The organism is Vibrio sp. YT-15, from assembly GCF_033337445.1.
Taxonomy (GTDB): Bacteria; Pseudomonadota; Gammaproteobacteria; order Enterobacterales; family Vibrionaceae; genus Vibrio; species Vibrio alginolyticus.
Genome location: NZ_JAWOQR010000014.1, coordinates 22767 through 48384 on the forward strand (window position 1 = coordinate 22767; position 25618 = coordinate 48384).

22 protein-coding genes are annotated in these 25618 nt (G+C 43.0%); 7 read left to right on the top strand and 15 right to left on the bottom strand.

Features of this window, described 5'->3' with window-relative positions:
* Positions 1 to 165: 165 nt before the first annotated feature.
* Positions 166 to 1707 carry a glutamate synthase-related protein gene (locus R7D93_RS20455; RefSeq protein WP_213867678.1) on the bottom strand — a complete coding sequence of 514 codons (1542 nt, stop codon included), beginning with the start codon at positions 1705 to 1707 and terminating at the stop codon, positions 166 to 168.
* 156 nt (positions 1708 to 1863) lie between these two features.
* Between R7D93_RS20455 and R7D93_RS20460 the strand changes: the two genes are divergently transcribed.
* Complete coding sequence (locus R7D93_RS20460; protein ID WP_005376501.1) at positions 1864 to 2343, top strand: aminoacyl-tRNA deacylase; 480 nt, start codon at positions 1864 to 1866, stop codon at positions 2341 to 2343.
* A gap of 175 nt (positions 2344 to 2518) precedes the next feature.
* On the opposite strand, the gene R7D93_RS20465 is transcribed toward R7D93_RS20460, so the two are convergent.
* The 3 genes from R7D93_RS20465 to R7D93_RS20475 all read right to left on the bottom strand — a co-directional run bounded on the left by R7D93_RS20465 (position 2519) and on the right by R7D93_RS20475 (position 5192).
* A complete protein-coding gene (locus R7D93_RS20465; protein WP_206954161.1) occupies positions 2519 to 3931 on the bottom strand; it encodes a coniferyl aldehyde dehydrogenase in 1413 nt (470 codons plus the stop codon).
* A gap of 125 nt (positions 3932 to 4056) precedes the next feature.
* A complete protein-coding gene (locus R7D93_RS20470; RefSeq protein ID WP_047101443.1) occupies positions 4057 to 4629 on the bottom strand; it encodes a GNAT family N-acetyltransferase in 573 nt (190 codons plus the stop codon).
* Between the two features lie 104 nt (positions 4630 to 4733).
* Positions 4734 to 5192: an NUDIX hydrolase gene (locus R7D93_RS20475; protein ID WP_005376504.1), complete on the bottom strand. Its 459-nt coding sequence runs from the start codon at positions 5190 to 5192 to the stop codon at positions 4734 to 4736.
* 169 nt (positions 5193 to 5361) lie between these two features.
* Between R7D93_RS20475 and R7D93_RS20480 the strand changes: the two genes are divergently transcribed.
* Positions 5362 to 6267, top strand: coding sequence for a DMT family transporter (locus R7D93_RS20480; RefSeq protein WP_005376505.1), 906 nt, complete (start codon positions 5362 to 5364; stop codon positions 6265 to 6267).
* Positions 6268 to 6346: 79 nt separating this feature from the next.
* On the opposite strand, the gene R7D93_RS20485 is transcribed toward R7D93_RS20480, so the two are convergent.
* Positions 6347 to 6661, bottom strand: coding sequence for a DMT family transporter (locus R7D93_RS20485; RefSeq protein ID WP_005376506.1), 315 nt, complete (start codon positions 6659 to 6661; stop codon positions 6347 to 6349).
* A gap of 394 nt (positions 6662 to 7055) precedes the next feature.
* On the opposite strand from R7D93_RS20485, the gene R7D93_RS20490 reads away from it, so the two are divergent.
* Positions 7056 to 8420, top strand: a complete 1365-nt coding sequence (locus R7D93_RS20490) for an endonuclease/exonuclease/phosphatase family protein (RefSeq protein WP_225495994.1) — start codon at positions 7056 to 7058, stop codon at positions 8418 to 8420.
* Positions 8421 to 8704: 284 nt separating this feature from the next.
* On the opposite strand, the gene R7D93_RS20495 is transcribed toward R7D93_RS20490, so the two are convergent.
* The 4 genes from R7D93_RS20495 to R7D93_RS20510 all read right to left on the bottom strand — a co-directional run bounded on the left by R7D93_RS20495 (position 8705) and on the right by R7D93_RS20510 (position 11558).
* Complete coding sequence (locus R7D93_RS20495) at positions 8705 to 9238, bottom strand: hypothetical protein (RefSeq protein ID WP_064354731.1); 534 nt, start codon at positions 9236 to 9238, stop codon at positions 8705 to 8707.
* A complete protein-coding gene (locus tag R7D93_RS20500; protein WP_005376510.1) occupies positions 9232 to 9618 on the bottom strand; it encodes an MAPEG family protein in 387 nt (128 codons plus the stop codon). Before R7D93_RS20500 ends, R7D93_RS20495 begins: the two co-directional genes overlap by 7 nt.
* 209 nt (positions 9619 to 9827) lie before the next feature.
* The gene (gene rarD, locus R7D93_RS20505) at positions 9828 to 10733 is read right to left on the bottom strand and encodes an EamA family transporter RarD (RefSeq protein WP_031778926.1); all 906 of its coding nucleotides are present in this window, start codon (positions 10731 to 10733) and stop codon (positions 9828 to 9830) included.
* Between the two features lie 102 nt (positions 10734 to 10835).
* Positions 10836 to 11558 (bottom strand): sulfite exporter TauE/SafE family protein, encoded by a 723-nt coding sequence (locus R7D93_RS20510; RefSeq protein ID WP_206957724.1) that lies wholly within the window; start codon positions 11556 to 11558, stop codon positions 10836 to 10838.
* Positions 11559 to 12002: 444 nt separating this feature from the next.
* Here R7D93_RS20510 and R7D93_RS20515 point away from each other — a divergent pair, with 444 nt between their 5' ends.
* On the top strand, positions 12003 to 12539 hold the full coding sequence (locus R7D93_RS20515; RefSeq protein ID WP_154204316.1) for a prepilin-type N-terminal cleavage/methylation domain-containing protein: 537 nt from the start codon (positions 12003 to 12005) through the stop codon (positions 12537 to 12539).
* Positions 12540 to 12588: 49 nt separating this feature from the next.
* Here the strand turns inward: R7D93_RS20515 and R7D93_RS20520 are convergent, their stop codons facing one another.
* Positions 12589 to 13569 carry a chemotaxis protein gene (locus R7D93_RS20520; protein WP_025998672.1) on the bottom strand — a complete coding sequence of 327 codons (981 nt, stop codon included), beginning with the start codon at positions 13567 to 13569 and terminating at the stop codon, positions 12589 to 12591.
* A 682-nt stretch (positions 13570 to 14251) separates the two neighbouring features.
* On the opposite strand from R7D93_RS20520, the gene R7D93_RS20525 reads away from it, so the two are divergent.
* Positions 14252 to 14860 carry a response regulator transcription factor gene (locus tag R7D93_RS20525; RefSeq protein WP_017821556.1) on the top strand — a complete coding sequence of 203 codons (609 nt, stop codon included), beginning with the start codon at positions 14252 to 14254 and terminating at the stop codon, positions 14858 to 14860.
* On the opposite strand, the gene R7D93_RS20530 is transcribed toward R7D93_RS20525, so the two are convergent.
* From R7D93_RS20530 to R7D93_RS20550, 5 genes are all read right to left on the bottom strand, one after another.
* Entirely contained in the window at positions 14857 to 15744 is an 888-nt protein-coding gene (locus R7D93_RS20530) for a LysR family transcriptional regulator (RefSeq protein WP_017635345.1), read from the bottom strand. The two genes, R7D93_RS20525 and R7D93_RS20530, sit on opposite strands and share 4 nt — an antisense overlap.
* Positions 15745 to 15901: 157 nt before the next feature.
* The gene (locus tag R7D93_RS20535) at positions 15902 to 17272 is read right to left on the bottom strand and encodes a GGDEF domain-containing protein (RefSeq protein WP_017635346.1); all 1371 of its coding nucleotides are present in this window, start codon (positions 17270 to 17272) and stop codon (positions 15902 to 15904) included.
* A gap of 9 nt (positions 17273 to 17281) precedes the next feature.
* On the bottom strand, positions 17282 to 17878 hold the full coding sequence (locus R7D93_RS20540; RefSeq protein ID WP_017635347.1) for a response regulator transcription factor: 597 nt from the start codon (positions 17876 to 17878) through the stop codon (positions 17282 to 17284).
* Positions 17871 to 19037, bottom strand: coding sequence for an EAL domain-containing response regulator (locus tag R7D93_RS20545; protein WP_054576033.1), 1167 nt, complete (start codon positions 19035 to 19037; stop codon positions 17871 to 17873). The genes R7D93_RS20540 and R7D93_RS20545 overlap by 8 nt, the downstream gene beginning before the upstream one ends.
* Entirely contained in the window at positions 19021 to 22686 is a 3666-nt protein-coding gene (locus R7D93_RS20550; RefSeq protein ID WP_225495996.1) for an ATP-binding protein, read from the bottom strand. The genes R7D93_RS20545 and R7D93_RS20550 overlap by 17 nt, the downstream gene beginning before the upstream one ends.
* 447 nt (positions 22687 to 23133) lie before the next feature.
* Here R7D93_RS20550 and ylqF point away from each other — a divergent pair, with 447 nt between their 5' ends.
* Positions 23134 to 24078: a ribosome biogenesis GTPase YlqF gene (gene ylqF, locus R7D93_RS20555; protein ID WP_005376521.1), complete on the top strand. Its 945-nt coding sequence runs from the start codon at positions 23134 to 23136 to the stop codon at positions 24076 to 24078.
* Positions 24079 to 24415: 337 nt separating this feature from the next.
* A complete protein-coding gene (cqsA, locus tag R7D93_RS20560; protein WP_213867675.1) occupies positions 24416 to 25597 on the top strand; it encodes an alpha-hydroxyketone-type quorum-sensing autoinducer synthase in 1182 nt (393 codons plus the stop codon).
* The last annotated feature ends 21 nt before the right edge of the window (positions 25598 to 25618 follow it).

The following is a 25618-nucleotide window of genomic DNA, read 5'->3' on the forward strand; positions in this document are numbered from 1 at the left end:
GTTGTGGTAACCACTCTTTGTTATTCAATAAATCGAATATCCACCTCAAACAGCGTAGTTCATACACTGTTTTTTTAGTTAACGCCAAGTCAAAATTTCAAACATTTCAGCGAATAAATAATTGTTATCAAACATGTACCTATATGCAGAAAATATGGATAGAGATCAGTTTAAGTCCATACCTGAATACTTAATCCCAGACAGCCTCGCCATGTTGTGATCCCAGGTCGCTAAATCATGATGACTAAATTCATTCAGAGCGTGATGACCACACGCCCTCGCCATGACTTTCATGAGCTCGACCGAGGATTCGAAGAAATTTTTCAGTTGCTGGGATGACTTTTCAACGTCGAGACGCTGCCTCAAATCGGCATTTTGTGTCGCAATGCCTGCCGGGCAATTATTGGTGTTGCAGATGCGAGCGGCGACACAACCGATCGATTGCATCGCACTGTTTGCTATCGCTACTCCGTCTGCTCCAAGTGCCAACGCTTTGACAAAATCCGTAGGAACTCGCAACCCACCGGTGATGATTAATGTGACGCGGTCACTTACACCTTTTTCATCTAAGTACTTACGTGCACGAGCTAATGCAGGAATGGTGGGCACACTAATATGATCACGGAACATAGTTGGCGCCGCACCCGTGCCACCACCGCGACCATCTAAGATGATGTAATCAGCCCCAGCATCAAGCGCAAACTGAATGTCTTGCTCAATATGGTTGGCACTGAGTTTAAATCCAATTGGAATGCCGCCTGTGATGCCACGAACTCTGTCAGCAAACTTTCTGAAATCGTGAGTAGTGTGAAGATCTTTGAACGTTGGTGGTGATATCGCTGGTTGTCCCTCGGGGATGCCTCTCACCTGAGAGATCTTACCTACATTTTTATTTGCAGGCAGATGACCACCCGTGCCCGTTTTTGCTCCTTGCCCGCCTTTGAAGTGAAACGCCTGAACATTAAGAAGCTTAGATTCGTCGTAGCCAAATTGAGCACTAGCAAGCTCATAGAAATACCGTGAATTAGCGGACTGCTCTTCCGGTAACATGCCACCCTCACCAGAGCAAATCCCAGTCCCCGCCAACTCTGCACCTTTTGCTAGTGCAATTTTCGCCTCTTCAGAAAGTGCGCCAAAACTCATGTCCGACACCAACAAAGGAATGGCGAGTCTGAGCGGCTTACGCGCGTTTGGCCCCACAATCAATTCGGTAGACACAGGAACGTCTTCCAACAACGGTTGTGTCGCCATTTGCGCCACCATGATTTGTATAGCATCCCAATGTGGTAGCAAATGCCTAGGAACCCCCATTGCAGCCATCGGACCATGATGACCGAGTTTAGAGAGTCCTTCTCTCGCTAATTGGTGGATAAACTCGAGGGTTGGTTCTTCTTGTGTAGCAGACGCCGTTGGTTTGTCTCTTTTCTCTCGCTTTTGTTCCGGTCCCTCTTTACCGACTTGCTCTGCGGTAAATCGCTTGTGTGTACCATCACAAAAAGGAGCATTGGCGGTATGCTTACATTGGCAGAGATAGGCATCTTCGTCTTTTTCCGCACTAAAGCTCATTGGCTTTAAGCCGGTTCCTGAATGAGACCCATCGCAGTAAGGTTGATTTTTAGAGCGCCCACATCGGCAGAAGTAATATTCTTGCCCAGCTTTCAACTCTACTTTGATCGGCTTGTTATCAGCGATGATTGGCTTGCTCATGTTGCCCCCTATTTATTATTGTTAACCATGCTTTCTCGCTGGCTTGCAATAAGCGTAGAACAGGAGCGTAAAGAGCGTCAGTGTCGCCGAGTAAAATGCGCGATTGTCGCCCGACTAACCTATACTTTTTATGGGTCTCATACACGTGGAGGCTATATGACGATTGCAACCCGATTAGATGAATATTTGACTGAGCATAACATTCACTTTCAAACCGTGAATCACAGCCACAGTCATAGCTCGCTACAAAGTGGTGTTGCAGCAGGTGTGCCTTTAATGAATATCGCAAAAGGTGTGATTCTAGAGGATCATGAAGGGCGTCATATGATGGCGGTCTTACCTGCCAACAACAAAATCAGTTTGTCGAGATTAAACGACGAATTTAATGCCACCTTCCACTTGGTGAAAGAGCGTATGGTTTACCGACTCTTCACCGATTGTGAACACGGCGCTATTCCACCGATTGGTAGCCCTTACCACATGTCGACAGTTTGCGATGAAAGACTAGCAAACTTGGAACATGTCTACCTTGAAGCTGGCGATCATGAAACTCTGATTAAGCTGGACCGAAAGGCGTTTAAAGAACTGATGAACGACTGTAGATATCTAAGATTCAGCAGTGAAGTTCTGCATTAAACTTGCCAAGATCTCTCGACACTTCCTGAACAAGGCTCTTTCAACAAGAGCCTTTCTTTGTTTTGTTGGTAGCACGCGAAGGAAGTTTCTCGGACTTTGGTGCTCAGCGTTTCAGAGCACATAGAAACAAAAAACCGCCTATTCGGGCGGTTTTTTATCAATCAAATCATAATTATTATCGAACAAAGATCTTTTGGATCGCTTTTATCGCCATAGCCCTACGGCGCATTAATACGCTCGTTCTTGGCAACCATTTCGGTGTGTGAAGAATGGTTTTCGCATGACTAAAAGTTCTGAATCCTTCCTCTCCGTGATAATGCCCAATACCCGATTCACCAACGCCACCAAAAGGCGCATCTTCAGCGCCAACATGTAAAACCGTATCATTAACGCCGACGCCACCACTGTGGGTGTTGCGTACAATATGTTTGATAGTCGATTTGTCGTCCGACATAACATACAGCGCAAGTGGTCTTTGGTGCTGATTAATGTAGTCAATCGCTTCATCAACGGCATTGTAGGGCTTAACAGGTAGAAATGGCCCGAAGATCTCCTCTTGCATGATTCGCATATTCGGCGACACATCCGTGACCAAATGAGGATACAGAAGTCGTTCCTCTTGGGGCGACGCTTCAACAGTATGAAGGTTAGCACCTTGCGCTTTTGCATCCTCAAGTAGCGCAGTCAAACGATCATATTGTCGTTGGTTGACAATATGGGTCAGCTTTTGATTCTTGTTGGATTTTAAATAGAGCTTTTCAAAACGTTTTAAGAATAACGAAATGAACTCTTCGACACGTTCTTGCGGTACAAACGCGTAGTCAGGCGCGACACAAATCTGGCCTGCATTAATGCATTTACCAAACAAGATAGCATCAACGGCTTTCTTCATGTCTGCATCTTTTGCAATGATCACCGGGGACTTTCCACCCAACTCTAACGTCACCGGGGTAAGGTTTTCCGCTGCCGCTTTTGCCACTGCGCGGCCAACACTCGTAGAACCCGTGAACAAAAGGTGATCGAATGGCAGTTGGCTGAATGCTTGTGCGACGTCTGCTTCACCCTCAAAAACTTCGACATACTCAGACAACCCACGGCAAATATCGACGATGACTTTATTGGTTTTTGGCGTAAATTCGCTGAGCTTCATCATCACGCGGTTGCCAGCAGCCAATGCTGTCACTAAAGGCGCAAGGCTCAAAATCACAGGAAAGTTCCACGGTGAAATGATTCCGACGACACCTAACGGTTGATACTGAACGGTTACTTTAGAAGGTGCGAGCAATAAGCCGGATTCGCGCTTGCTGGGTTTGCACCATTTTTTTAGTCGTTTGAGGGTATAATTAATATGCGAGACCGTTGGCAAAACGTCGGTCATAGCGGTATCAAATTCTGAGCGATAGCCAAAATCGTCACTTAACGCTTCAACCAGCGCTTGTTTGTTCTCAAGCAGCGATTTTTTTAACAAAACGAGGTGCTGTTTACGTTCATCCAAACTAGGATAAGGCTCGGCTGCATATGCCGCTTTTAAGCGTTCGAGGCTTTGCTGTAACAAGTTATCTACTTCAACCTCTGTGATTGCGTTCATGATGCTTCTCCTAGCCTAGTTTCTACCAATGACGCTCCAAGTTAACACGAGCGCAACAATGTTACTATTGTAGCGCTCGTGAAGTTAGAGTTCGAACTCTGATTAAAATATCTCTGGGGTGGATACTACATCAAACGTAGTTCATAAATGCCCAGTCGTTGAGAGCGGTCAAGCATATCAAACTCATGATCAACGTATTCTTTTAATGTGGCGCCTGCACGCTCAGCAATATTGATGCTAGCGATGTTATCTTCCATACAATGGAACTGAATGAATTGTGCGTGCCCTTTCTGCTTCAAAAAAGGGATCAATACTGCGAGCACTTGATCAATCACACGATGGCCTCGCCCATTGTTGGCAAGCCAGTAGCCAATTTCAGTAACACGCGTATGTGAATCCACACCTTTAATGCCAATAACACCCGTAAGCTGCTCATCAAAATAAATTGCACACCAGTGGGAATCCAGCGCGTTACTGTTCACTCGCTGGGAAATGTAGTTAACGGCCTCTCTATGATTCGTGACAGAATCCGTCCAAGGTAGATAGCCCTCAAGGCTCTCTCGGTGAGTGTTCACAACTTCTAGTAAAGCGGACGCGTGTTTCGTGTTGAGGGGCTCAATTGAGACCCTTTGCGAGACGGAAAAACGCTTCTGTAAGTGATTTCCTTGATACGTCTCTTGGCATGTGACTTCATCCATAGATGTTATTCCTTTTTATTGTGAACGCTCAGCGCAAATCCTAACGCTTCATTTTATGAGAACAAACCTCTCTATAAAAACTAATCAAAGCCGTTGCCGTTCATTTAGCCCTTTTGATCGATCAGCGTAAATGGCGTTAGTGATGCCACATCTACATAATGTTTCCATACATGTTCATATAGGTGATGCTGATTGGCAAACGGAGCCAGCTGCTTAGCTTCTTCAAGCGTACACCAGCGATACTCTGTATGCTCTTCGTTAAGAACAACTGATTGGTTAGGCGGACAAAATAGCACAAAACATGGGATAACCATGATACGGTTATTTTTTGCTTCGTAGAACTGCTCTAGAAAGTCTGCTGTATGTAACTCAACTTGGTCAATTAGTGTCTCTTCTTTTAACTCTCTTAAAATGGTTTGCCACCCGGCTTCACCCGCTTCGATACCACCTGCAACATGGCACCAATAGCCACCTTTTACGCGTTTGAGTAACAGCATTTTTTCTATGCCATCAATTTTTGAAATGACAACGCCTGAAACATGCGTTGCTTTTATCGGGATCATGTAAGCTCCTTAAATATCGAGTTTTTATTGTTACGCTGAAGAGAGGCAGATTAATTGCTACGTATTCTACTGTTTATTCATCTTGTCGACAGAAGTGTTTGAGTTGAGAGGATTTAATCGCTAACTAAGTATGCTAAAGTGAGATCTGTCGCAACAAATGAGCAGTAAAATGTCCAATTCATTCAACACTATGATTCCCATCGGTGTGCGCTTTATGGTGCTTTCCGCGTTCGGCTTTGCTCTGATGTCGGCTACAGTAAAGCACGTCGGCAACTACGGTATCCCCGTTTTTGAAATCGTTGCAGCAAGAGCGCTCGTTTCACTTATCATTAGTTATTTCGATGTAAAGCGAAAACGAATTTCTGTATGGGGCAATAATAAGCCATTACTATTTGCACGCGGTGCTGTGGGCACGATGGCTCTGATGTGTGTATATTATTCAGTGACCACCTTACCTTTGGCAGAAGCGACGATATTCCAGTATATTCATCCGGTATTTACTGCACTACTCGCCGTATTTTTCTTGAAAGAGCGCATCCAGCCGTCAACTTTCCTTTGTATTGCGTTGTGCTTACTCGGCATCTATATCATGGTAAGCCCAGAAACTGGGCAAGGCTCAGATAGCGCTTTACCAATGTTTAGCGTCATGATTGCGATCTTAGGCGCATTTGGTAGCTCAATTGCCTACGTCATTGTCAGAAAACTGAGTCAGACAGAAGACAGCTCAGTGATCATTTTCTATTTCCCGTTGGTTGCTCTCCCCGCTTCACTCTTACTGATTGGCGACGATTTTGTAATGCCCGATCTATATCTGACTTTCATGTTGGTTCTAGTTGGTGTCTTTACCCAAATTGGACAATTGGGGTTAACCAAAGCGATGCAAACTCAACAAGCGGGTAAAGCCTCCGCTTATTCGTATATCCAGATCGTATTTTCTGTGTTGTTGGGCATCATTTTCTTTGGCGAGGTTCCGATCATTTGGACGTACGTCGGTGGCGGTCTGATTGTTACAGGCGCATTAATTAATGCGTTTGGTCATCACTTACGGTTACCTTTTATTAAGCGCAACGCTTGATATACCTACCCAGAACCGTAAACACGACATTTAGAAAAACAGCCAGAGTGACTCTGGCTGTTTTGTGTTTAGCCTAACGTTAAGCTGATATTTTTAACCCTGCGATACCAGCGACAATCATTAGCAAGCTTAAGGCTTTGATAAGTGTTGCTGGCTCATTGAACAGATAAATACTCACGACTGCCGTGCCTATTGCGCCAATCCCTACCCATACGCCATAAGCAATGCCTAAAGGCAAGGTTCTTAACGCAATGCCAAGCAACCAAAAGCTCAATAACATAAAGACAATAGTGAATGCCGAAGCACCGAATTTGGTAAACCCTTGTGAATATTTAAGACCGACAGCCCATGCGATTTCACACAAGCCCGCAATGAAGAGAATTCCCCAAGCCATGTCACATTTCCCAACGAGATGGGGTCGTCCCCGAGAAAAGATAGAGCGGTGAGGTCGTCCTCACTTCTGATTGACTGCTTATTATATACAGAAATTTAAACATAAAAAATAAAACACGGCGATAAACATACAACTCAAACATCTCATGTACGCTTAAATTCTACGCTTTTCTTTTTAACGGTGGCGGACTCTCTATTTCGCATCAATAACGACACCGTTTTTTAACAATTTACATATAACCTTCTGGTGTTGAAAGTGTTGCATTTATTGCACAAATCACACAAAAACTAATTGAACATGTAAATATGAAAACGTTTGTGTGACTAATATCGCTTAAAACAATGACTGATGACTTTAATATTCAGCCGAATTAATTATAAGGTATGACGTACCCATGAAAGCAATCAAAACCTCTATCGCTATCCTTGTTGGCGCCGCTCTACTATCTGGATGTAATGACGAAACTGAATACGTCAATGTTCAGCCTAAAGAAGTAAAAATAGCGACTTACAACCTCTCTTTTGACCGCGCTACCTTCGAAACTTTGGTAGATGAAATGCAAATTGAACCAACGCAGCAAACTGCGTTGGTCACCTCTTATTTAGACGGTTCAATCGCAGCCGAAGACAAAACCACTGCGGAAAAAGTCATTCAAATTCGTAACGTTGCAGCAATCATTCAAAAGAATCGTCCTGATGTTCTTATGATGGCGGAATACAACAACGAGGGAACAGGCGAAAACAAAGCAGCCATTGAAGGATTCCAGAAGAACTACTTGTCTGTCGCGCAAAGCATCAATGGCGCGGGCGGTGAAGCAAACCTTGAGCCTATTGAATACCCTTATGCTGAATCTTACTCAACTAATACAGGGTTGTTGAGTGAGTTTGATCTCGACAACAACGGAACCGCAGGTCAAATGCCAGGTGATGCATGGGGCTTTGGCATGTACCATGGTCAATATGCATTTGCCCTTATGTCTAAGTATAAAATTGACACAGCAAACACACGTACATTCCAAGCATTTAAATGGAAAGATATGGAAGGTGCGAAAATTCCAACCATTACTATCTGCGATGGTTCGCAAAAGATTCCAGACGGCATGAAGTGTGGTGATGAATGGTACTCAGCGGAAGAATGGGATCAAGTGCGTCTATCTTCGAAAAACCACGTTGACGCACCAATCATCATTCCAACTCGCAACGGCGAAGAAGTTGTACACTTGTTGATGTCTCATCCTACTCCACCAGTATTCGACACCGGTAAAAACAAAGCGCAAAACGCAGCAGAAGTGGAGTTTTGGCATCATTACATTCAAGGCAAAGACTATTTTTACGACGATGCGGGTAAAACAGGTGGCTTAACGAACGGCGCTAAATTCGTAATGATGGGTGATCAAAACCTTGATCCAGTGTCTGGTGACGGTATTAGCTCTGTAATGCAAGAGCTGCACAACGATCCATTGGTTAATCAAACCGTGATGAATGGTGAGCTTTACCCAACAAGCTTTGGTGCAGCCGAACACGCTGTTGACCGCAGCTCAACTCACCCATATCCGAATCGCATCACTTCAACGTTTGGCTTAGGGGTAGACTATGCCTTGCCTTCAGCAAATTTGAATGTAATAGACTCTGGTGTGTACTGGTCAGCGTCTTATGAAGAAGGGCGTAAACTATTTAACGATGCACGTATCGGTAAGTATGGTGATGGTAAAGATGTATCTTCTGACCATCGCATGATCTGGATTAAAGCACAGTTCTAGATTGCATAAAAAAAAGCCAACCACAAGGAGTCGTGATTGGCTGTATATATTTGTGAACAAGATGGTTCACTAACAACGTCAGTTGGCTAGGTGACCCTCGGCTTAGAAAGGGTCACTCATACTAAAGCATGAGGCGTGCCAACTTTTCAGCGCACAAAAACAGGTTGTTATTTAATCACTTTCATTAAAACTTAACCAATAGCTACTGTTTGCTCACAGAATAAATTGCAATTTGCAAACTACCATTGGCATTTCGCAATAAACCTGATCTTTAGCTCTTGCTTTTATTGCTTCCTAGCTAAGTCGCGTGCAAGGATTAACGCAAGTCCGAATACTTGCAAGAAGAGTCCGATATTCTTGTACCAAGCGATCTTTTCATCCTGCTTTGCCATTACCTCATTGAGCCCTACATTCTCAATGTAGTAATTATCGATGCGGTCTCTATACGAAGCTTGTGCCTGATTTATCTTTGACATTAGTTGAGGAAGTTGATCAATTTTTATTTCATCCGACTCGTTATGAACCCAAGAAGATAAATGCCCTGCTAATACCTCTTCTAGCTCTAAAGGTATCGCTACGCTCTGACTTATGTGCACATGCAGCAGTAAAGCTTCTCTTTTCCTTTCTAGGGTTTCCACACTGTTCCATGCGAGTTGGATGGAATACAAGTTTTCTGCTGTTTGCTCTGCGAGCTGCGAGTGCTGTTTACCCAACTTATCAAGGACTAAGCTAGTAACGATGATCGCGCCAATATTCAGTACTAATCCAATCAGAACGAGTACCCAAGGTGGTGGAATGTAACGTCGCAGACTTACCATAACTTATCGTATGGCAGGTAAATCATATTTAACACAACCAATGAAAGTATCACCAGAAATGTCACCTGCATCCCTCTAATGCGTTTTTTCAAGTCTTTTTTCAATATGCCTTTAGCATGAATAACTCGACCAATTACAAAAATAATACCGGTGAGATGTATCCATGTTGGGTAAGCACTGTTAAATTCTAAAAGTGCCATTAAAATCAGGGTAATGGGGATATATTCTGTCGCATTACTCTGGGCACTACGAGCAATTTGTAGAGCCTCTACCCCACCATCGGCATAAGCAATTTGATTTAAGCGACGTTGCTTAATTACTTGAACAGCCAACCAAATAATGAGTATTGCGAGAATGTTGGCATACAGAGCAGTGATCATATGTCGTCCTTCTTGATCTGGTTTTCACTTATATAAGCGTGTCACTTGGCTATAACTATAGCGGTATCATTATGATAATGCGTCAAATAATCTCAAGTTATGATTTCTATTCGGGCAAAAAACGAAAGCCAATGCTTCATGACATTAAAAATGCCCTCGAATGGAGGGCATAAGAATAAAGAAGCTAATATGTGAGAATATTGAAACCACTATAAGGGGTGTTTGACCAGCTTTTTGCGCCGATGCCCTTTGATAATACTTTCAAAAATTGTGAACAACAGCCCTACCCAAATAAATGCAAAGGTCACCGCTTTCACTTCGTCAAACAACTCGCCAAAAAACATAACTGCCAACACAAACTGCAAGCTTGGCTCGATGTATTGCATTAGACCGACGGTTGATAAATTAGTTATACGTATTGCGATAGAATAAAATACGAGTGGCAAAAGTGTGATAGGCGCACTGCCAAAATACAAAAGCAATGTTGTGGTATCTGTGCCCGAAGCCAGTTCACCAGTTGCCCATTGTTTATAGAGCAAATATGCGAGTGCAACTGGAGTCAGTAACAACGCCTCAACAAACAAGGTTGTACTCCAGTCATAATTTATCTTCTTCTTGTACAGCCCATACAAAGCAAAGAACAACCCCATCGTTAGTGCGATAACGGGCAGCTGACCATAGTGAATCACTTGATACATAACACCAATTGTTGCCAGCACGATTGCAATAAGTTTGCCTTTTGAGAGCCTATCCCCAAGAATAAATACGCCCAGCGCAACAGATACTAATGGCCCAATAAAGAAGCCTAAGCTGGCATCGATGACCCGATGATGGGTCAAAGCCCAAGTGAACGCACTCCAAGAAATACACATCAAACTGCTCGCCACAAACGTGTACCACAAGGATTTTTTATCAAGCCAGATTTCTTTCCAATTCAGCCCTCGACGGGTTATCCCAAGTACAATTAGAAACCCGACAGGTACAGACCCAATGATTCGCCATGCTAGCAACTCATCCATAGAAGCATTTGGTAAATAACGATAATAAATTGGTAGCAATCCCCAGATCACAAAGGAGAATGCTGCCATAAAAGTGCCATAACGAGTGTTATTCATAAAACTATCGCCCATCTAAACGACCAATTTGGCGTAAGTAAACAAGTCCGCCATACATAAAAAGGAATGCAATCCCGCAGTGACTTTATGATGCAGATGGCATTATTGGCTCAACGCTTGTACGACGGCGGTAAAGCCACTCACAAAACACAACATAAGTGCCCCAAACCGAATCTTTTCTTTTGGTAACGACTGGGTAGTTTTCATTGCTAGCCAGTAACCAAGCGACGCAGCAGGTAATAGAGGAATAGTAATGACCAAATGATGCAATGTGAAGAAGCCCACTGGGATTTGTACTATTAGTGAAATAATCGAACTGAAAACAAAAAAAGCCGATAAGTTGCCGCGTAACTGATTTGCTTCTTGATGCTGCAACAATAACGCCATCGGAGGACCTCCAATCGCAGAACTGGTACCAAACAACCCAGAAAAGAAACCAGCACATGTCATACGCGAAGGCGTAGGCTCAACCCGAAACGGTAAAACACTCACCACGACTGCAAACAGCACCAACAAACCAATCCAAAGGGTGAGAGTTTGTGTTGATACAAAAAAGAGTAGCAAGCCACCAGCAATTGATCCCGGCACTCGCCCAATCAACGCCATCTTTAAGCCGCCGATTTCAACACTACTGCGGTGCTTCATCGCATTCATCAACGAAATAAATAACGCGACTAAACAGATTGGCGCAGGAACATATTCTGGCGCCCAAAGAATCAGTAAAGGTGCGGCAACAATAGCCAAGCCAAAACCGATTGCGGTCTGGACATAAGAGCCAAGAAATATCAAACCTATTGCAAGGAAGTTTATCGAATCGAATTCCATTTAGATTATTCTTATATTTGAAAAATAAACACAAAACCAAAGCACATTCGCATGATGAATACCTCAGGCATGCTGCGATATGAATTCCGCGTAGCATTCATCAAAGTGAATAAAAAGACAATCCATTTGTGCGGTTCGCCCTCATTTGCATTTTGTATTTCATTCCGCTGATGTACATGTTTGCTTACATCGAAGAGGATTCATGCTCGCCTGTTCACGCAGCCTTTCTTCAGCGGAATTAATGACCTCTTAAAATCTAGCCGAATTAGACCCGTGAATTCTCCGTAGCATTTAATGGATTCAGTCAATTAGTGCGGCGTCGGTATAGCACTTTACAACTCACCTCTTTATACTATTAATCGATTTATCATTACCGTACTTATTTACACAATAGACAAGTGTACGGTCAGTGTTTTTCTACCTTTAACTTGCTGTGAAAATAATATGAAAAAACAAACGGGATTTACTCTAATAGAGTTAGTCGTAGTTATTGTCGTGCTCGGTATTCTTGCTGTCACTGCCGCGCCACGCTTTTTAAACCTTCAAAGTGATGCACGTGAAGCACGTTTGGAAGGAATGAAAGGCGCTATTGCGTCAGCATTAGGCGTGGGTTATGGGAAAATGGCGATTGCAGGGTTGGAACATTATCCATATATATCAAATAAACACACCGACGCAGGTTCAGGTAAGGGCCCAGAAAGTCTGCCTTTCTCAAGCTGTGAGTTAAATGGCTCTCTTAACTGTACATTTAGGTACGGTTACCCAGATGCAGATGAAACAAGCTTAGCTCTATTAGTCTCGGAACTTGAGAATCAGCATGGTGATAGTGACTGGAAAATTGTTCAGACTAACAACATTAAAGTCGTCATTTCAGCAAGAGATGATAAAAATAGTAGCCTAACTCAATGCGGAATTTTATATGGGCCACCGCAGACTCCAAACGAGAGTTACACCTTAGATATTCTTCCCTGCCCTCAATAAAAATAAGGCTGCCAATCGGCAGCCTTATTTGTTTCATCTGATCGGTTTTTTACGCAAAGTTAAACACGTATTTATCCATCATATTCACCATGCGGCCAATCTCTGGCTTGGTAATCGTATCATTTGCGCCAAGAGATAGTGCTTTCGCTCGGTTATCCTCACTCATCAATGACGAGAACATAATGATCGGCATTTCATGAAACGCTTCGGTATCTCGTAGTCTCTTCACTAAGTGCATACCATCCATTCGAGGCATTTCTACGTCCGTAACCACCGCATCTAATAGCTCTTTAACTGGCAAGTTTTCTTCTTTCGCAACCTCGATCAAGCTCATCAACTTCTCATGCGCCTCACCACCGTCTTTACATGTGATCACATTGTAGCCTGAAGAAGCTAATGTATCTTGGATCAAAGAGCGAATAAATGCTGAGTCATCCACCACCATGATCGTTTTAGCATTACGCTTACCGACCATTCTCTGGTTGAGATCCACCGACTTGTCCCCTTTCACATCGTATTTTTCCATACTCAATTCTGGGTTGATGTCTGCGATGATTTTTTCAAAGTCGAGAATCATGATCAGGTTGCCTTCTTTACGGACAACGGCTACTACACAATCTTGTTCGCCCGCTTCCAAAAACTGACTTGGTGATTCCACATCATTCCAAGAGATGCGATGAATACGCGAAATGCTGTCAATTAAGAAGCCGTTGGTCATTTTGTTGAAATCCGTAACGATTACAAACTTGCGCTCCAGATCTTGTCGTGTTGGTACACCTAACCAACCAGCTAAATCCACTAAAGGCGTCAGTACATCTCTGGATGAGAACACACCAATCATATGAGGTTGTGCGTTTGGATAATCGGTTGTTTCTGGCACGCGAATCACTTCTCGTACTTTCGCAACGTTAATGCCGTAATAACAAGTTTTTGTGCTGCCATCTGGCAATGTTTTTTCTAAATGAAACTCGATGATTTCAAGCTCATTGGTACCACTTTCTGTCAAAATGGTGCTGGTTACGTTACTCATAAAGCCAATTATCCAACCAAAAATACGCATCAGAAAAAGTTTGATGCAAACGCCATGAGAAGCCATTCTCTGGCTAAAAATCCAAAAGTCCTTTTTAGTCGTTACAACAAAATTTGTAAACCATCAAAAGGACGGCTAACGCACATTTCCATACCAAACCATGTAAAATTGTCTCATTTTTGAACACGAAATTATGAGTGGCCAAAGTGCGAATTAACACCTCCACTTTTAGCGGCCGAGTCAATGAAAAGTTTAGAAATAATTTGAAGTGATGTTCAGCGTCAATAGCCAAACCTATCCAACAGATATCAGTGCAAAGTTGGCTAGCGTGCTCATGCCTGGTGTAGAACAAGCTCTCTTCAAGTGGCATGGTATAAAACTGCGCTTGTGAACACGGGTTTAAATCGAAGCGCTAGAGGCATCGCAAGAAAATCTGAAGGCATAGAACACTGAAAGAACACTTTCAGTTTGTTAGTTTTCTGTCAGCGTAAGTTTTAAGCAATCATCCTATCACTAGGTATTTCAATACCTGACATCGCTATTCCCATAATCAAGACACTGATTTTCACTTTTGGAAAGAGTCATTTTCCTTCCTCTTAGCAAGGTTTTTCCTACAATCTTATTCATCCAATTGCGCTGTCGCCTGACAGCACACTAGTTGATGTATTAGGTGAGGTTAACTTTGAATAATGTTCTTATTATCGACGCTCAACCATTGTATAGCGAAGCACTTGCTTCTCTAGTTGAATCTGTAATCAACGCAGCTGAAGTGATTCAAACCACTGACAGTGCGGAAGTGATGGATCTTGTTCGAGGCCAAAAGATTGATTTGATTATTCTAGACGTAGTGCTTGGCGATCGCGATGGTATGCGTTTAGCCAAAAACATTTTAGCGACGGGATATCGTGGCCGACTGTTATTTGTTTCTTCACGCGACTACTCGAGTCTTTCTAAAGCAGCGTACGAAATGGGTGCAAACGGCTTCTTAAGCAAACATGAAACAAGAGAGACCATTATCGACGCAATTGTGAGTGTTTCACGCGGTTACTCAATGTTTAAGTCGACTCACACACCATCGTCGGGTAACGTAACACTCTCAAATCGCGAAGCCATGGTGTTCCATTATCTTGTACAAGGCTACTCAAATAAGAAGATTTCTGAACAACTTTCACTCAGCGCTAAAACAATCAGCACCTACAAAACGCGTATTCTGAAAAAGTACCATGCGGACACGTTGATTGAACTTCTGCATACTATTCCTCAGTCAGAAAACATTGAGTTTTGCCGCTAAGCGCTCATGTATTTTGCAATAGCACCGATTAACAACTGGTGCATTGCATCATGTCTTAAGCTTTGCTTCACCTGTACAACCACTTTTGGCCAGCCATCTGGGTAAAAATGCTCTGGCACTCTTATAAATTTATATCCATCAATTGGCGCCTGATATTCAAGTAACACGGTTGCGGCGCTTTTTTGCTTAATTAGCTTCAATACGCTGCTTACGTTGTCTAGAGCCGCAATACGGTTGATGACCATACCGTGGCTTTCCATTGCACGCTTAACGAGCTGCTCTTTCTCTTTCCAACCGATAATCTCTAACATGATAAAGGGAAGTTTGGCCGCTTCTTCCAGGGTGGTAATTCCCAGCTCTTCAGGAACAACTACCACAGCAGGCGCATAGCCGATGAACTTCTGATAAACAGATTTCGGAACATCCTCGTTGAAGTAATGTAACTGCGCATCCACTTTGCCTAGGATTATCTCTTCTATCGTATACTCTGTAATCGTTGCTATCGAAATGTGCGCCTTGGGAAACAGCGCCATTAAATCCATTGCAAGTAAATGCCCAAATGAGTATTGAGCGGTTTGCGGTAAACAAATGGTGATGTCTTTTTCGTAGTTTTCCGGTTCAAACTCATCTCTAATTAGACAAGTTTCAAGCTTCTCGAGTGCATCGGAAATTTTAGGTAATTGACGTTTTAAATAGTCCGTCGGTTCCATGTGGTGAGGATGCCGAATAAACAATTCATCGTTTAGCTGGAGTCGCAATCGGGCAAGGTATTTGCTAATTGACGCTTCGCTCTTCCCCATCGCTTTCGCAACGGGCTTGAGCTGACGGTGCTTATCCAGTAAGACAAGTATTTTAAGTAAGTTTAAGTCGAGATCTTTGTTCACGTGCGACACCAGATGTAAGGTCGAGAATAAATAGAGCAATCACTATTTGTTGACTGCTCTAATATAAAAGACCACTCATTCTGTTTGGTCAAATTAATCAAACAGTTATGTCATGGTTATGTTCCGTAACTTGGCATTTAGTCAATACCAGACCTGCTTAATGGGACTTTTGTCTGTGTTTTTTCATCTCATAGAGATCTTCATCTGCACGTACAATAACGTCCTGAAGCGTTTCGTGTAACTCATTCGCCGCGATACCAGTACTCACACTAACCTCGATATCCAAGGTCTTTAGTCGGTTATCTTTAACGACACTACGAAGCTTCTTCGCCAATATTGAAGATTGGCTGATACTGCAACCTGGCAGAATCGCAACAAACTCATCACCACCAGTTCGAACTAGATAATCACTATTTCGAAACACTTTAGACATAGCATCAGCAATAATCCCAATAACTTCGTCCCCTACATGGTGACCGTAATGGTCATTGATTCGCTTGATCCTATCGCCATCTATTGCAATGACGGAATATGGCGCGGTTTCCAAACGACGTTTGAATTCGCTATCTTGAAAGACTCTACGGTTAAACAATCCCGTTAAATCATCTTTCGTCACGTTCGTCAGTGCTTTCGCGAGGCGAAGTTTGCTCTCTTTAGATTCATAAGCTTTGTTGTAATACGCTAAAGTTACGAAAAAGAAGATGATAAACAAGAACACGTAATCCAGTACAATTTTACTGAATGGGTACATGTAAACAATGAGATTGTTGTTGTCTGCGACATATGATTGGGTGTACGCGAATGATGGAAAGGGGTAGCCAGCGAAGTAAATCACCATTTGCTTGTTCCCATTCGCTATTTGAACATCCACCGCTTTCCCATCATTATAAAGCGGCGAGAGGTACAATTGTTCCGAAAACTCTCCCACTAACTCACCTTGAAAGTAAACCGGACTCATGATGCTTATCGCCATGTCATCGGAGTATGTCGTTTTAAATGGTAGGGAAAACAATACCCGGTCCGTTAGTTGCTCTTTCCACGCGGCTAACACACAAGAATAGTTACTTTTACACCAATCAACATCAAATGTGGCTTTCACTCCCTCTAGCGCTTCAATCGGTCTCTCTAAGATGAGTTTGTTTCCAGTATAAGAACGAAAATACATAACGGCATTTTGTCGATTGAACGCATTTGATAAATAGGCTTCAGCCTGATGAAGCGATTTCCGTGCAACAGCTTCAACGTAATTAAGTTTTTCATAACGTGACAGGGAGTAAATCGCATCTTGAAAGCTCAGCTCTGTTTGCGCTTCTACTTCACTCACGCTCATACCTTTGTATTGCTCGAGCTGCGCTTCCGTCAATAGCCCCATGAGAATTACTTTTTGTTTTATTTTGGCTAAATTATTCGCGTAAGTGTTGAACTGCTTTACTTCATAAGAAATTAACACCGCACCAATCATTGTGACAGAAGTGACGAATAGTAATGTTGCGATGAAAAGAGACAACGCGATACTTTTAAGTGTCATGATGCGGTCTTACGCCCCCGCCACTCTTGTTAGCTCAACAATGTTCTTTACGTTAAATTTATCCAATAGACGACGTTTGTATGTGCTGACTGTTTTATCACTTATTGATAGCACTGAAGCGATTTCTCTATTGGACTTTCCTTGTAGTAAATACTTCATTACTGCGCTTTCTCTGCTTGAAAGTTGTGGCATTTCTCGAACGCTATTAACAACTTGCTTAAATTTGAAGAAGGTATACCCCTTCTCTACCGCTTCTATCGCGTCTTTAAGAATGTCGTGATTTTCCGATTTACACACATAGCCATCAGCGCCAGAACGAAAAGCCATTTGGCTGTACATTTGGCTAGTTTCAGCGGAGAAGAAAATGACTTTGCCTTCATAACCATGGGATTTGATACGTTTGTAGAAATCAAACCCATCGCAATCTGCCAAGTTCACATCTAAGATCAACAGTTGAATTTCTTCCTTTTTCAATATTTGTAATGCCATCTTCGCTGATGTTGCAGTAAATACCCCATTTGTTTTACCTAACTCTTCCAGCAACGACTTGATTGCAACACAAACGAGAGGATGATCGTCAAAGATCAAGTAATTCAATTTATTCATATCTTTCATTTAGTATGGTTATGGCTTCTAGTGGCATGGGTTTATCAATGTAGAAGCCTTGGCAAAGATCAATCCCATACTCACGTATCGCTTGCAGTGTGACTTCGTCTTCAATACCTTCCGCGACCAATCGTATATTCAAACTTTTCGCTAACGCGCAAATAGCAACAACGATGTTGCGTTTTTTGATATCGCATTCGACACCTTGTACAAACGAACGATCGATTTTTAACTCGTTGAATGGCAGTTGAGCCAGTTTTTCAAACGTCGATGACCCCGTGCCAAAATCATCTATTGAGACAGTGACACCGTTCATCCTCAACTTGAGTAAATTCTTGTACAGGGACGCGCTAGTCTGAAATGTATCTCGCTCTGTAATTTCAATGGTGATTTGTGATGGGTCAATCTCGCTCTCTAAACATTGCTGTAAAAAGTAATGAGAGAACGCCGTATCTTCTAAATTTTCATGGTCTACATTGATGGATACGTTTTGCGTCAATCCGCGGTGTTTCATGTCATAGATAACATTACTCAATACAGCTTGAAACAACTCTCCAGAAAGGCGGCAACGCTCTACAATTGGCAAAAAATAATGAGGGGGTAACACACCATAAATAGGATGATTCCAACGCGCGAGCGCTTCATACCCAAGCACTTCCCCACTTTGCACATCGACTAAAGGCTGGTAATAATTTTTCACTCGCCCTTCAGCCAGAGCAAACAGGAATTCTTGATCTTCCACTTCAATAGGTTGCGCAAAGCTGACTTGTTTCGCTTTTTCATCTTTTATTTTACCCAACAAATCAACGACTTCATTTTCATCGTATGGCTTAGGCAGCTTCCCTAATACTTCAAAACTAAATCCCTCGCACATGGCTCTTACCGCAGAAATAATGGTCAATTCCATTGCACTGACCAGTACAACTTGCCCCTGGTACTGGACTTTATCGAGCATTTCCATCATATCGATGCCGTCTTTTCCGGGCATTTGGATATCACAAAAAATCACGTCAAAATATTGTTCCTGCACACTCTGAATAGCGGCATCCACACAGTTAAAAGGGATGACTTGCGCGCAATAGCGTTCCAATATTTGCGTAAGTATTGTGGTTTGTAGCGGATGGTCATCAATCACCATCACATTAAATTGTGTATTCATTTGTCTCTACCCAATAGTTTATGTTTTCGATCTCCTGCTCGATTCGTAAAATTAGCTCCGCTGTTCGCCTGTCAAACTCCGCAGCAGTAACTCGTTCTGCCTCAATACAAAGCTCAGCCAGCATGCTTACCCCTATCGCCCCAACCGCTCCTTTGATGCCATGAATGACCCGTTTTTTGTCTCGCTCAGTCGATGCGGCGTTTAAGTTTTTTATATCTGTAGACATTGATTGACTAAACACGCGCGCAATCTCTTTTGCGTCCTGTGCTTTGAACCGTTTAATCCAGCCGGGCAGCCTACCCCTCTCTTTTTCGCCAATAAATGGAATCAAAACGGTTTTTAATTGATTAAGGTCATAGGGCTTGTAGAGCACATCATCAATGCCGATATCCTGTGTGCGCTCAATGGCAAGACGAGCATCTTCTGCTGTCACACCGATGATTGGAATTGCTTTAAATTCGGAGTTTTTCACGTGCCTAACAAGCTCATAGCCATCCATTTCTGGCATATGAAAATCGGTCAGCAGCAACACAACGTTTTCATCTTGGTTGATGTATTCCCATGCTTCGCGGCCGTTATTCACAATGACAGGTTCGATTCCAAGTTCATGAAGCTGCATTGCTATCACACTTTGGTTAATGGGATTATCTTCTGCGACCAGTACCGTGCCGAGAACCCAAGAAACCACTTCTTGATTTACGTCACTAAGCTTGGTTTCTTGCTGCGTTTGGCTGAGCAAATTGAACAATGTATCTGGATATTGAATCTCTCTTAGCGTAAGACTGCCAAGTACCCTTTGTTCGTCACGCAGCATTAGGCCATTAAAACTGGCATCGCTGTCGTGTATAGGGTGAAGGTTCGCCACCATTGTTTTTAACGTCGCTGGACGCATTTTCCACGCGTCACACCACTGGCGAATATTAAGTGGTAAGCTCTCGCTATACGTCCAGTTCAAACAAACGTCTGGCTCAGAGTCGCAATGCTCAATTGGCAGTCTGACAGTAATCGTCGTGCCCAAGCCAAATTGTGAATCGATGCAGAGCACGCCGCCCATGCAGTCGATCAATCGGTCAACAATGCTTAGCCCCAATCCAGTACCGCCATATTTACGCGTAATAGTGTCATCCGCTTGAACAAAAGGATTGAGAATGCCTTCGAGTTGGTCATCCGTCATGCCGATACCTGAATCCGCCACTTTCAAAATAAGCTGCTTTTCATGAAGAATGACACTGATTCCAACTTCTCCTTCGGCAGTGAATTTCATCGCATTGGAGAGTAGATTGGTGGTAATTTGCACCAATCGCAGCGCGTCGATTTCAATGAAAGCATTCGAAAATGGTTTGATTGTCACTTTGTAATCCAAACCTTTCGCAAGCGCTCGTGGTTCAAAGCTTCGAAACACATCGCACAAGGTTTTAAGCAAGTCGGTCTTAACTGGGGCGACGGTTAAGTGCCCTGCCTCTAACTTTGAATAATCCAGTACTTCGTCTACTAGCGTATTCAAATGATTGAGCGAGCGTATGGCTTGGGCAATTAACTCGCGATTTGAATCTGCCGTCACTTGGCGATTTAGCAAATCGAGGATGCCGTGTGCTGCCGACAATGGCGTTCTTAATTCGTGACTCATGGTTGCCAAAAAGTTTTCGCGCGCACGTACCGCGGTTTGCGCTTCTTTTTGCGCATCGATTAACGCCTGCTCACGTTCTTTTTGCTGGGTAATATCTTGAATAACAGTCAGTACAAACTTGTTCTTACCGCTAGGAGAAGCGATGACTTTGCGTTCTCGATATACATGTTTAATATCAAGTTCACAGCCCGACGAGGCAACCTCTTCTGAAATACGCTTTCCAGCGATAACAGTGGTTAGTTCATCAAAATTATTCACCAGAGGAGCGTGCGCAGAATCACTTTTCAACTTACATTGTTGGCACTGTTTACTGTTGTAGTTGGCACAATTGCTCATCTCCATATGGTTATTTTCACTATGGATAAAAACCAAGCTATTGATCTCTTTGATGATGTCCATCAGCCATTGCTTTTCCGCTTCCTCATTGTCAGCATTAAATTCGGCTAACCTCACTTTAAGTCGCATGTGAGATAAGATGAAATACGCCGCAATTAACATGAGACAGAATATGAATGAACCAGCAACAACAAATGTAGCGATCTGCTCCGCGTCATAGCCATAAGTCAGTTTGAAGCTTCGGTGAGAACGCAGCAGTTTTTCGATCTCGTTAGAATCAATGGTTTCGATGATGCTGTTCAACATGTGTTGAAGTTGTGTATTGTGGTTTGCAACCGCAAATGCATTAGAGAACGTCAAAACGTCCTCCGCATTGATCACCAAGCCATCGACTTGATCTTGTGCAATCATGTTGTGAACGATGTCGTCAGGAATATAAGCCACATCCAAAACGCCCGATTTCAAATCGGTAAGCAGCTTTTTCAAATCATCATAATGATCAACTTGGCCTTGCTGCCAAGTGCCCAAATGAACTAACCCTTGCTTTTTCAAAGTGAGCAGAATACCCGCTTCTTTCAGTGCAGATTTATCGCGCTTACTCTGCTCCGCTTGGATAGCCACGTAATTACTGTGCATGAATGGTTTAGTGAACAACCAATCTGACTTAGGTAGCTCACCCACATAAGAGATGGGGACTATATCGGCATCAAATGCCGTTAATCCATTAGAAAGGCTCGACGTCGGCTTCACATACTTAAAGCTCAAGCCAGTACGAGACTGCAATAAGTCGACAAAATCTGGAAAGAAGCCATCTAACTCGCCCGTTTGCGAATCTCGGTAGAGAAACGGATAAGCTTCGTCACTGCTGCTGTAAGTTATCACTAGTTTGTTTTGATGATTACGTCGGTAATCTACCAATAACTTATCACTGATATGGTAAGGATTTTTCGAGGCGACGGAGCGAATATTTTTTCCATTTTGCTCCCACTGAAGGATTTTGTTGATGTCATCGATCAGACTCTGTTTGTCCAACGAAGCGATAAAACTCACCTCTTCGTTTTTCAACCAACTGGGAATATCGACAACCCCTTTTACAATGTCATTCAAATCCAAATATTGGGTAATACCAACATAAGTGTAAATAAGCGCGTTCGCTTTACCTCGCTTAACTTCATTAAACGCCTCTAAACGTGTTTTAACGTAATGTATCTTATCGATACCGCGTTCAGTGAGGTTGTCACAATATATACTGCCCTCAACACACACCCATTTAAGATCACGCGCATCACTATCTCGGTAAGTGGCATTCCGATACCAAACAGCGATAGTGCTCGAAAAAAAAGGCATCGAAAACAAGAAACGCTTTTCTCTTGCTGCTGTTTTACTAAATCCAACCGCACCATCAATCTTCTTGCTTTCGACATCCGCAAGTAAAGACGGAATATGCTTGTAAGTCCGAAGTTCTAACTCATAATCCAAAGCTTTAGTAATGTTAGACAAATACTCAAGACTAATTCCGTACGAAGGACCAACGCTACCGTCAAACGAGTCTTTAGCTTCGTCTTGCGCAATAACACCAACGATGACCTTCGGTTTAGGACTCTGTTTGGCAGTTGAGCAAAAAGAACTCGCTAAAAAAATTAAGGCGACGGACGATACCGTAATACTTCTAAGAATACTGAGCATGACTGCTTCCTCTGAATGGAAGCTCAGACTAGTTTTTGTCAGATAAAAGTCAAACTTCGCTCAATAGCGAAATAAAAATAAAGCTTTGATATAAAACCAAAAAGCCAAAATTCGTCAGAACAATCTGACAACACAATCCACCTTTGACTACACAGTGTTTGCGTTCGGTCTCTCACCCAGACGGATATTCACTGCGAGTCGGTATACATAAGGGATGTGTGCTTTTAGGTTTGCACGCCATAGCTTTTTACTTTCATCTTGAATGATTCATCATCATTCCATGATAAACTGGCGTATTAACATGAAAGAAAGCTCAACTCCGCGGTTTCGAGCAGCTTGAAGTAAACACAGTTTTAGAAAATGCGTTCTAGTATTGTGTCACTCAAGATTCACATTGCTACTTTTACAACCGCTGGAGCATTAGAAAAATTAAGGTATTAAATTCAAATGGTTAATAACTCAATCCAGTGGTTTCCTGGCCACATGCACAAAGCACGTAAAGAGATCGAAGAAGCAATCCCTCAAGTGGATGTGATCATCGAAGTACTGGATGCTCGTATTCCTTTCAGTAGTGAAAACCCTTTGATTTCTCAAATCCGTGGTGACAAACCTGTCGTTAAAGTTTTGAACAAACGTGATTTGGCCGATCCAGAGTTAACTCAACTGTGGATTGAGCACTTGGAGCAAGAGCAACATGTAAAAGCAATGGCGATCACGACTTCTGAACCACAAGAAGTGCATCGAATCATGGAGCTTTGCCGCAAACTTGCCCCACACCGAGAAGAGATTGGTAAAAACATTCGCACCATGATCATGGGCATCCCAAACGTTGGAAAGTCGACGATCATTAACACCCTCGCAGGTCGAACAATCGCTGTAACAGGTAACCAACCCGCGGTTACACGTCGTCAACAACGTATCAACCTGCAAAATGGCATCGTATTATCTGATACTCCAGGAATTTTATGGCCAAAAGTGGAAAATCCACACAGTGGCTTCCGCCTTGCGGCTACTGGCGCGGTAAAAGATACAGCGATGGAATATGACGAAGTCGCATTCTATACCATTGAATACCTAGCAGCTCATTATGCAGACAAGCTTAAAGAGCGTTATCAAATTGAAGAGCTTCCAGAATCAGATATCGAGATCATGGAAGAAATTGGTCGTCGCCGCGGTGCACTACGTGCAGGTGGACGTGTTGACTTGCACAAAGTATCAGAGATCTTATTACACGAACTTCGCCAAGGCACTTTGGGCCAAATTACATTAGAACGCCCAGAAATGATCACTCAAGAGCTGATTGAAGTCGAGATTGAGACCGCCCGTAAAGAAGAAGAAAAAGCGAAGCGTAAAGAAGAGCGTCGTAAGCGCTATTTACGTAATAAGCGATAAGCTTGTCTCTTATCTACTCATGTTTCAAGGCGCGATTTTCGCGCCTTTTTTGTTATCTAATGCGCCCATTTTTTTCACTTTTCAAACTTTATATTCCTCATCCAAAATCCCAGATATGAAGCACGAAAAAACACCGCAAAATCGCCGTATAAACTTTAAGCACAAACTAGTTTAGACCCCGGGCCCCTATAGAGTTACAGCCACCATCCAACCCTCAAATGTCGAGTTTGCAAGGGTCTGCAAACTTATGCAACCTGGTTAGTGACACTCTCCCCAAAATCCGCAATATGAATAAGTGTCAGCGCTGGCGTTTTTCCATATGAAGAAGAGATTTATTATGAGTGAAACTATACAAAGCAAACCACTTCCCTCCTTTATCGAGGAACGCCTAGATTTTTATATTCAAGATCTAATCGAACCGAATGAGAACAAAAAACACCTTGTTCTTGGTAAACGCCCACCGTGTAATGCCGTCGTCCTGCAAAGCAATGATTACCTTGCGCTGTCTCATAATAAGGAGATTCAAAACGCGCATCGTGATGCGATTTCCCAGCACGATGACAACGTCGTGATGTCCGCGATTTTCTTACAAGATGATGAATCGAAACCTGCATTTGAAACGCAACTAGCCAGTTTCGTTGGTATGCCTAGTTGTCTACTTTCTCAATCTGGTTGGGCTGCGAATGTCGGTTTATTGCAGACTATTTGTGCACCGAACATACCTGTGTACATTGATTTCTTTGCACATATGTCTTTGTGGGAAGGCGCACGTATTGCCGGAGCACAAATTCATCCGTTCATGCATAACAACACCAGTCACCTAAGAAAACAAATTTCACGTCACGGTTCAGGGATCATTGTTGTGGATTCGGTTTACAGCACTATCGGGACCATCGCTCCTCTACGTGATATCTACGAAATAGCACAGGAGTTTGACTGCGGCCTGGTTGTAGATGAATCACACTCTTTAGGTACACACGGTCCACAAGGTGCGGGGATACTGCAGAGCCTTGGCTTAACTCATAAGGTAGATTTTATTACCGTTAGTCTTGCCAAGACATTTGCTTATCGTGCTGGCGCGATTTTAGGCCCAGAAAAACTGTCGAAGACGCTTCCGTTTGTGGCGTACCCTGCAATATTTAGTTCTACCGTATTACCGCAAGAGATCATTCGGCTAGAGAAAACACTGGACGTCATAAGAAAATCAGATGATAAGCGAGATATTCTGTTTGAAAGAGCCAAGTCTTTAGCCGTTGGTTTAAAACGCATTGGATTTACTATTCGCAGTGAATCACAAATTATCTCATTAGAATGCGGCAACGAGAGAAACACTGAGCGAGTCCGCGATTTTCTCGAAGAGCGAAATGTTTACGGCGCAGTGTTTTGCCGCCCTGCAACTGGAAGGAACAAAAACATCATCCGTTTTTCAGTCAATGCCGACATGACAGCTGCTGAAGTTGATCATGTACTCACTGTCTGCCAACAAGCATTCGCACACCCTGACTTAGAGTTTGTGTAAGTTAGTGTGTAGATAAAACTA

Coding starts and splice junctions, on each gene's coding strand:
- R7D93_RS20455 (WP_213867678.1), bottom strand. CDS start 1,707: ATGAGCAAGCCAATCATCGCTGATAACAAGCCGATCAAAGTAGAGTTG.
- R7D93_RS20460 (WP_005376501.1), top strand. CDS start 1,864: ATGACGATTGCAACCCGATTAGATGAATATTTGACTGAGCATAACATT.
- R7D93_RS20465 (WP_206954161.1), bottom strand. CDS start 3,931: ATGAACGCAATCACAGAGGTTGAAGTAGATAACTTGTTACAGCAAAGC.
- R7D93_RS20470 (WP_047101443.1), bottom strand. CDS start 4,629: ATGGATGAAGTCACATGCCAAGAGACGTATCAAGGAAATCACTTACAG.
- R7D93_RS20475 (WP_005376504.1), bottom strand. CDS start 5,192: ATGATCCCGATAAAAGCAACGCATGTTTCAGGCGTTGTCATTTCAAAA.
- R7D93_RS20480 (WP_005376505.1), top strand. CDS start 5,362: ATGTCCAATTCATTCAACACTATGATTCCCATCGGTGTGCGCTTTATG.
- R7D93_RS20485 (WP_005376506.1), bottom strand. CDS start 6,661: ATGGCTTGGGGAATTCTCTTCATTGCGGGCTTGTGTGAAATCGCATGG.
- R7D93_RS20490 (WP_225495994.1), top strand. CDS start 7,056: ATGAAAGCAATCAAAACCTCTATCGCTATCCTTGTTGGCGCCGCTCTA.
- R7D93_RS20495 (WP_064354731.1), bottom strand. CDS start 9,238: ATGGTAAGTCTGCGACGTTACATTCCACCACCTTGGGTACTCGTTCTG.
- R7D93_RS20500 (WP_005376510.1), bottom strand. CDS start 9,618: ATGATCACTGCTCTGTATGCCAACATTCTCGCAATACTCATTATTTGG.
- rarD (WP_031778926.1), bottom strand. CDS start 10,733: ATGAATAACACTCGTTATGGCACTTTTATGGCAGCATTCTCCTTTGTG.
- R7D93_RS20510 (WP_206957724.1), bottom strand. CDS start 11,558: ATGGAATTCGATTCGATAAACTTCCTTGCAATAGGTTTGATATTTCTT.
- R7D93_RS20515 (WP_154204316.1), top strand. CDS start 12,003: ATGAAAAAACAAACGGGATTTACTCTAATAGAGTTAGTCGTAGTTATT.
- R7D93_RS20520 (WP_025998672.1), bottom strand. CDS start 13,569: ATGAGTAACGTAACCAGCACCATTTTGACAGAAAGTGGTACCAATGAG.
- R7D93_RS20535 (WP_017635346.1), bottom strand. CDS start 17,272: ATGACACTTAAAAGTATCGCGTTGTCTCTTTTCATCGCAACATTACTA.
- R7D93_RS20540 (WP_017635347.1), bottom strand. CDS start 17,878: ATGAATAAATTGAATTACTTGATCTTTGACGATCATCCTCTCGTTTGT.
- R7D93_RS20545 (WP_054576033.1), bottom strand. CDS start 19,037: ATGAATACACAATTTAATGTGATGGTGATTGATGACCATCCGCTACAA.
- R7D93_RS20550 (WP_225495996.1), bottom strand. CDS start 22,686: ATGCTCAGTATTCTTAGAAGTATTACGGTATCGTCCGTCGCCTTAATT.
- ylqF (WP_005376521.1), top strand. CDS start 23,134: ATGGTTAATAACTCAATCCAGTGGTTTCCTGGCCACATGCACAAAGCA.
- cqsA (WP_213867675.1), top strand. CDS start 24,416: ATGAGTGAAACTATACAAAGCAAACCACTTCCCTCCTTTATCGAGGAA.